The organism is Collinsella sp. AM12-1, assembly GCF_003472325.1.
Classification (GTDB): Bacteria; Actinomycetota; Coriobacteriia; order Coriobacteriales; family Coriobacteriaceae; genus Collinsella.
Genome location: NZ_QRLS01000047.1, coordinates 1 through 1,506, shown reverse-complemented (window position 1 = coordinate 1,506; position 1,506 = coordinate 1). Strand labels below are relative to the sequence as shown.

The window sequence follows — 1,506 nt, the reverse complement described above, 5'->3', positions numbered from 1 at the left end:
GGTAGCGCACAGAGATGTGGTGTAAGAGGCGGGGCATGCCCCGCCTCTGCCCTTTCTTGAAAGGGAGGGGACACCGCCTAGAATTCGTCGTTGGAGTAATGAAGGTGACGAATGGAAGGAAAGGCGATGCCCCAAGAAGAGAGTGTACTGCGCCTCGGCCGCGACGAGGCCCTCGAGGCGGCGAGGCTTTGGCAGGAGTGCGGCGACGCGCGCGAGTTCGCGTGCAGGGTGCTGGGCAGCGTGATGAACGCGCTGATGGACTCCGAGGCCCAGCAGATGTGCGGCGCGAGCCGCAACGAGCGCAGCGACGGCAGGGAGAACAGCCGCAACGGCTACCGCCCCAGGTCGCTCAAGACCGCCGTGGGCGACGTGGAGCTCGAGATACCCAAGCTCAGGCACGGCACCTACTACCCCGAGGGCATGCTCGCGCGATGGTCGCGCGTCGACACCTCGGTGGCCGCCATCGTGCAGGAGATGTACGTATGCGGCGTGTCCACCCGCAAGGTCGAGCGCGTGGCGTCCAAGCTGGGCATATCCTCGCTGTCGAGCTCGGAGGTCTCGAGCCTCTGCTCCGACCTCGACGCCGAGGTGGCGGAGTTCCGCCGCCGCGACCTGTCGGGCACGCCGTGCTGCTACCTGTGGCTCGACGCTACCTACATGAGCTGCAGGGTCGGCTCGTCGGTCGTCTCGCAGGGCGTCGTGACCGCGATCGGGCTGGGCGCCGACGGGCGCAAGCACTTCCTGGGCTGCGACGTGGTCGACACCGAGAGCGAGGACTCCTGGGCGGCATTCCTCGGCGGGCTGCGCGAGCGCGGGCTGGCCGGCGTTCGCCTCGTGGTCTCCGACAGCCACGCCGGGCTCGTGGCCGCCGTCTCGCGCCTGTTCCAGGGCTGCGCCTGGCAGCGCTGCGTGACGCACCTGCAGCGCAACCTCCAGAGCGCCTGCTCGGGCAGGCCCGAGGACTCCAAGGCGGCCGTCAGGGACCTCGTGCACGCCGCGGTCTACCAGGACGACCCCGACCTCGCGCGCTGCGTGTGGGCCGAGGCGGCGCCCTGGGTGGCGTCGGTGTCCGCCAGGGCCGGCGAGGTCTTCGAGCAGGCCGAGGACTCCGCGCTGGCGTTCACGGCCTTCCCCAGGGCGCACTGGGCCAAGCTCCGCACCAACAACGTCCAGGAGCGCGCCAACCGCGAGATCAAGCGCCGCTACAGGGTCGTGCAGTCCTTCCCCTCGAGGGAGTCGATGCTGCGCCTGACGTGCGCGAGCCTCATGGAGACCGAGGGACAGTGGTCCCAGCAGCGCGTGTTCTCCGAGGCCTCGGCCGCCGAGGGCTTCGCCGAGCCCGCGGACAGGCCGGCCCCGACAGAGGGGAGGCGCCGCGCGCTCGGGCGGCGCGCCAGGGAGATAGTGGACGAGATAGTCGAGAGGCGCGGTCTCAAGAAGGAGTAACATCGGGACTTGCAGCGACGGACCTCGGGACGCTCTTACACCACGTCTGCGCGCGCCACC

At 69.9% G+C, this 1,506-nt stretch carries 1 protein-coding gene; it reads left to right on the top strand.

From position 1 onward, the window contains the following. Nucleotides 1-126: 126 nt before the first annotated feature. Nucleotides 127-1,446 (top strand): IS256 family transposase, encoded by a 1,320-nt coding sequence (locus DW136_RS09820; protein WP_233502389.1) that lies wholly within the window; start codon nt 127-129, stop codon nt 1,444-1,446. Nucleotides 1,447-1,506: the final 60 nt, after the last annotated feature.